Raw genomic sequence first — 5944 nt, 5'->3', positions numbered from 1 at the left:
CAAACCTCTGCATGTCTATTCGATGTGATCGAATAGATCAGCGTTTCCTTAGCTCCGCCAGAAAAGATAATTGTATAAAACTGAAGACTCTAACTAGGACTTAACAATTCATCGAAATTTCCAGCCTACATACCTACTCCAGACACAATTAAATTTACACTACCCAATTACTATTCGTTAGGGCATTGGTATTATTGGTTTTATTAATCAAGTGCAGCACATGACATAATTCTAATTTGAATAATGATGTAACTTCGATTATGCTATCTACGGAAACAACAAATCAGAAAAATATAGAGGGTTAAATGATTAAATTTTCACTATTGGCAGTTGCATTTGCGGCATTAACACTAACCGCATGTGAAGGTAAAAAAAGTCTTGACGGTTATCCTATGGATAAACCGCCTCCATCCGCGTATGCTCCTAGAGATTCTGAGCCTACTTTCGATGCAGCAGACACTCAAAAAACAAATAAAGAAGAATCAAGTAAAGACCAAGAGTAATGTAATGGGCGAATCACTACTTCAACGGTATCAAAGCACCGAAAGTAGTGATCGCATACACAGACAGGCCCACTTAGCTAAGCACCAGCGAAGAGTCTCCGGTATACGATAAGCATAATTGGAAAGAAGGCCAAGTGCAGTTCACATCAAGTGAACAGCGAAAGTTGCTTCGATTTAGACAACCAGGTAACATCTTGAATTATTTATGTATCAGAATTTGTGCATAAAATAGCAGGCAATAAAATACGAGTCGAAAAAATTGAAAATTTGCGATTCTGAAAGAGTGTTAGGAAATTCCTGTACGCTGCTCGGCTAAATGAAACAAATAACAAAAACTGAGTATGAATTCGATAAATAATCGAAGTATTGTTGCGTGATACACGCCTACTCTAATAGTTATTTTTTCTAAAAAAATCTTAGAAACTAACATAGCTTAATTAGATTGTTAGCTCAAAACTTGCTTGAATGATTTACTAAATCCGTTATATACTGCAGGACTTACTTTAAGAAATTTTTATAAGGAAAATCAAATAATGAAATATACTCTTCTTATAGCAGCATCTTTATTGATTTTAACGTTGGCTGCATGTGGTGGCAGACCTAGTCAAGCATTACCTGAACAAGAAAAAGAAAACTATGAAAAACTCATGCGTGGAGAGGCGATTGAATGTCCACATGGTCTTGATGGAAATGGTAATTGCTTAAAAGAAGGGGCTGATGCTCGTCCTTATGGTGGCACTAGCAAACCTGGACATTAAAATTTTGCACATAAAATAAGAATAAGAAATTATCCCAATTTCTTACAGAACAAAAGATAGAAGAACCGCCCTTAGTGGCGGTTTTTTTATTCTATGAAGTAATCAATAAGCGCCCATTACTGTTATCGCGAATAGTTGCATTTTGTACCTGAAATTCACAAATCAAGTAGGACTTGGCTGCAGGGCATACTCAAAAGAATTGTACCTGCTCGTTTAAAGATAGCAAAGAAATCAAGCTTAGAGTGATTCAGCACACCTACCACCAACATCAAGTGTTGATAACGACGCCGACCAACTAGAATTTCTTTCACGCTTGAGCATTCTAGCACCTGCAGAGGGATGATTCAGATGCAATTCGTCTATCCGGCGCATTAGCGCAAGCTCTTCCGCTGATGGCGGAGCCGGTTGGTAGTACGCCGTTGAGCGTGCCACATCCAATAGCTGGCATTGCTGCACTAACGACAGTTTGCGAGCTCGGTCTATCATCGCTTTACCCTCAACAATCCCGCCTCAGGTAGAGCGCTCCTTCTAAAAAATTATTCTCCAGCGTGAGTGACGTGGAGTATCTTGAGATCAGGCTCGGCGGCCTTTGTCCTTGAATTATTCCCGAATACATCAATTGCAGATTCCTGTAACGGCTGCTTCCATTCCGAAATCTGATTCGGGTGCACATCAAATTGTTCAGTTAACTCAGCAAGTGTCTTGTCACTCTTGATCGCCGCTATGGCCACCCTGGCTTTAAATCCCGCTGCGTGATTCCTCCTCGTCCTTCTCATACTCTCGCTCCTCTGTTTGCCGTCAATTTCACGGCTTGGGTTGAGCAAGATTACCACTTAAAGAACTGTCCGAATTTTCGAGGCCACTTATTAACTAGTTAGATATCAATTTCTGATATGTTTTATAAGACATGCTAGTATTGCTATTGTCTACAGTAAGTTCTGAACGAGTGCAGCGATAAGAATAAGGCAATGTGCCAGAATTGAGCGTTGAGCACGGACCTCGAATAGATATAATCAAGAGTCATGTAATGCACAGAACCAGAAATCATAACAACATTGCAAGATAATTGTGGAATGTAGAACTATCATTGTTATGTAAGCATTTCTTGTTCTTGACAGTAATGGTTAAACAAAATCAAGCAAAAGGGGAACCATCGTGAAGCAATCACTTGAATCATCAAAAAAACAGCTGCTATCTTCTATTTCAGCCTTGCTTCTTCTGACTGGAATTTCTGGTTGTACGCTGATTCCGGAGACTGATCCTGAACGTGGAGCGACTACTGTTACCCAAGATCCCTTTGGAGATAGTTATACAACGGTACAATACCTTGACCAAGGCTGGGACATTGCTGACAGCCTTTGGTTTTATACCACCACGCAGGGATCGAATCTTATGCCTTATGATTTCTTCATGGTATTGGAACAGCAAAAAAAACCCGAGCTTTTCCGTGCCGATGAAAACATGAACTCTTATCGTTACTTACCTCAGAAAGCCACTTCCAGTAATCCGGATGCATTACCTGTCGGATGGGTAAAAGACAGTTACAGGGATAAAGAATACATAGGGTTGACTTGTGCTGCCTGTCACACCGGGCAAATAAACTATAATGGTGTGGGCATTCGTATTGATGGCGGCCCGGCCAGTGCAGATATGGATAGCATTATGAAGGATATTACGAAAGCTATGCACCACACTCAAAGGGATAAGGAGAAAAAAGACCGATTTGTCAAGAATGTACTTGCGCTGGGCAACTACAAATCAGAGGCTGAAGTACTTAGTGATCTGGAGAAATACAAACAACGCCTCTCCAACTATATAACTATTAATCGCAGTGTCGATGAGGACGGCACTAATATTCCCTACGGTTATGCACGACTGGATGCGTTTGGGCGTATTTATAACCGCGTGCTGGAACACCTCGTCAATGATAGCGTATTAAAAGAACTATTGAGTGACGGTGGGGCAATGGGCAATACAGGCATGACAGAAGAAGAACTCAATAAGATCATGCAAAATGTGGACAAGATTATGACAGGCGATCAGCGCGATCATTTGGTTGCGCGTCTTACCAAAACACTCGAGTGGGAGCAATTAGGAAAATTGCGTCAGAAATTGTTTAATCCACCTAATGCGCCTGTCAGTTACCCTTTCTTGTGGGATATACCGCAACATGATTACGTGCAATGGAACGGGTTAGCTTCCAATGCCGGGTTAGGTCCGCTTGGACGTAATACCGGAGAAGTTATCGGAGTTTTTGGCACGTTAGATTGGAAAGAAGAAAAAGGGGTTAGCATATCGACGCTTATCGGTGGACAAGCCGCTGGAACCAAAAAGATTAGCTTTGATTCTTCCGTCAACGTACACAATCTAAGCAGAATTGAGTCACACCTGGATAAACTGCAATCCCCTATATGGCCGAAAGAGATTCTGGGAGAACCTGATAAGGAACGTGTTTTTCGAGGCAAATTATTATTTAATCAATATTGTGAAAGCTGCCATGCCAGAATTGATCGCACCGACCCTCAGCGTCGCATCGTTGCAAATATGTCTAGAGTCAGCGATGTAGGGACCGATCCGGTTATGGCCAAGAACGGCAGAGAGTACCAGGGCTACTCGGGTATTTTGCGCAACCAGTATGTAAGCGTAGGTATTGGAGATATTTTACTCGATCAGAAAGCACCTGTTGCCTCATTGCTGACAAAAGCGACCTTAAATGTAGTAGCCACTCCAGATCCCGACAAATGGTTTCTCCGGCGCTGGGCCGATTGGCTTGTAGATATCGGCACGGCATTTGTCCGCAACAAGATCAATCCTTCGCTAAAACACGGTAATTATGATCCTGATACGACAGTCGATCCATTTGCTTCATTAAACGCTTATAAGGCGAGATCATTAAATGGCATTTGGGCGACAGCGCCCTACCTCCACAATGGATCTGTACCAACGCTCTATGATTTATTGCTACCCAAGAAACGCGAAGGTGACCCGGAAGATGGTGAATATCGACCTGACGAATTCCAAGTGGGATCGCGCGAATTCGATCCTGAGAAAGTTGGCCTTAAAAGTGAAGGATACGACGGCTTTACCTTTGATACCCGTTTAAAGGGCAATAGTAATGCTGGGCACGAGTATTCATCCGGCGGAACGGCTCAATCTGATGGCAACACTTTGCCGAAACTCAATAAAGAAGAGCGGTTGGATTTGCTTGAATATCTTAAAACTCTGTAATTAGAATCTTCAGCTATCATTTATTAATGAACAGGGAGTAATGAAATGAGTACAAATTATCTAGAGCGCTACGACGCTACCGCCGACGCAGAGAAATTTCCCTTAGTTCGCCGCTGGATGGATACCGAACCTTTGCCTTTTTTTAAAGAATTGCGTGCCAAACGTCCCATCCTGGTAACACCCGACTGCACACTGGTAACACGCTTTGATGATGTCAGAGAAATACTGACCATGTATAAGATTTTTACCGTCAAGCCATATGTCCCCAAAATGGATAATTTTTTGATGGCACATGATGATGACGCACTGCATACGCGTGAAAAATCATTGATGCAATTCATGCTGAATCGTGACGATTTACCGCGCGTACGTAATATGATTGCAGATATTGCCAAAGGGATTCTAAGCAATGCCAATGGGCAGATTGAAGTGGTCAACAGTTTCTGCCGCATGGTTCCGGCAACATTGGTACAAAACTATTTTGGACTGACCGGGGCGAAAAGAGAGGATTTGATTGAATGGTCCTACTGGAATCAATATGATACTTTTCATAACCAACCTTTCGACTTAGTTCCGCCGGAACTGTCGCAACGTATTATTGATCGTCACAATGAAACTTCCAAGAAGCTAAGCGACTTTATCACTATGCTGATTGCAAAACGCCTTCTGGCAGTTAAGATTGAAAAGTTGACATTCTCAACGATCGTGAGATTGGAGGATGATATTGTTACTCGAATGCTGCGCACCAGCTTTGCAAAAGAACTGGATTTCGATATTAAACGTTTAGGTATTAATGCGGGTGGATTACTGATTGGTGCAATCGAGACGACCGCTCAGGCCGTGGCGCAAGTACTGCAATACCTGTTTCAGCATTCGGAATGGCTGGAAAAAGCAAAAGCTGCCGCGCAGAAAGATGACTCCACTGAATTCGACGGAATTATCTGGGAAGCCTTACGTTTTGTTCCGATCACGCCCTATTTATTCCGGACGACCGCAAGCGATTATACTGCCGCAAAAGGCACCGACCATGAAACAGTATTACGGGCAGGCACTCATGTGCTGCCCGTGACTTTATCGGCTACGTTCGATGAGCGAGCCTTTGAGTCGCCGGAAGAATTTATCCCACAACGTAACTGGTATAACTATTTTCATTTTGGGTTTGGTGCGCATCAATGCCTAGGACGTTATGTGGGCATGGTCATGATTCCTGAAATGATACGTCAAGTATTTCTTCAGAAGAATATTGAACCCAAAGGCAACATTGATTATAAATCTGGCCCGTTCCCGGAATCATATACACTGTCATGGATTACTGCGCAATGAAATTCTCAGTTCCGGCTTCGATATGCGTTTATCAATTTGAATAAATCCGCTCAGATTAATATGAAGCAGAAATAATTAAAGGCTATGTAGTAATTAACTGTTGAAATTGTCTTGTTCTTCCAAGTGATCTTA

General features: G+C 42.3%; 4 protein-coding genes and 1 pseudogene. 4 read left to right on the top strand and 1 reads right to left on the bottom strand.

Annotated elements, in window-relative coordinates; all coding sequences use genetic code 11:
* Positions 1-305 precede the first annotated feature (305 nt).
* Both QZV86_RS13165 and QZV86_RS13160 read left to right on the top strand, forming a co-directional pair.
* Positions 306-503, top strand: a complete 198-nt coding sequence (locus QZV86_RS13165; protein WP_295629038.1) for a hypothetical protein — start codon at positions 306-308, stop codon at positions 501-503.
* Positions 504-964: 461 nt separating this feature from the next.
* Positions 965-1261, top strand: a complete 297-nt coding sequence (locus QZV86_RS13160; RefSeq protein ID WP_295629035.1) for a hypothetical protein — start codon at positions 965-967, stop codon at positions 1259-1261.
* Between the two features lie 312 nt (positions 1262-1573).
* Here the strand turns inward: QZV86_RS13160 and QZV86_RS13155 are convergent.
* Positions 1574-2037 (bottom strand): annotated as a pseudogene (locus tag QZV86_RS13155) (IS3 family transposase); the annotation flags it as partial.
* A 379-nt stretch (positions 2038-2416) separates the two neighbouring features.
* Here QZV86_RS13155 and QZV86_RS13150 point away from each other — a divergent pair.
* Together QZV86_RS13150 and QZV86_RS13145 are read left to right on the top strand one after the other, a co-directional pair.
* Positions 2417-4489, top strand: a complete 2073-nt coding sequence (locus QZV86_RS13150) for a di-heme-cytochrome C peroxidase (RefSeq protein WP_295629032.1) — start codon at positions 2417-2419, stop codon at positions 4487-4489.
* 45 nt (positions 4490-4534) lie between these two features.
* Positions 4535-5812 (top strand): cytochrome P450, encoded by a 1278-nt coding sequence (locus QZV86_RS13145; RefSeq protein ID WP_295629030.1) that lies wholly within the window; start codon positions 4535-4537, stop codon positions 5810-5812.
* The last annotated feature ends 132 nt before the right edge of the window (positions 5813-5944 follow it).

Origin of the sequence: uncultured Nitrosomonas sp., from assembly GCF_902826915.1 — a bacterium.
Classification (GTDB): Bacteria; Pseudomonadota; Gammaproteobacteria; order Burkholderiales; family Nitrosomonadaceae; genus Nitrosomonas.
The sequence above is the reverse complement of the archived record's forward strand: the minus strand, read 5'-3'. Positions and strand labels throughout refer to the sequence as shown.

Coding starts and splice junctions, on each gene's coding strand:
- QZV86_RS13165 (WP_295629038.1), top strand. CDS start 306: ATGATTAAATTTTCACTATTGGCAGTTGCATTTGCGGCATTAACACTA.
- QZV86_RS13145 (WP_295629030.1), top strand. CDS start 4,535: ATGAGTACAAATTATCTAGAGCGCTACGACGCTACCGCCGACGCAGAG.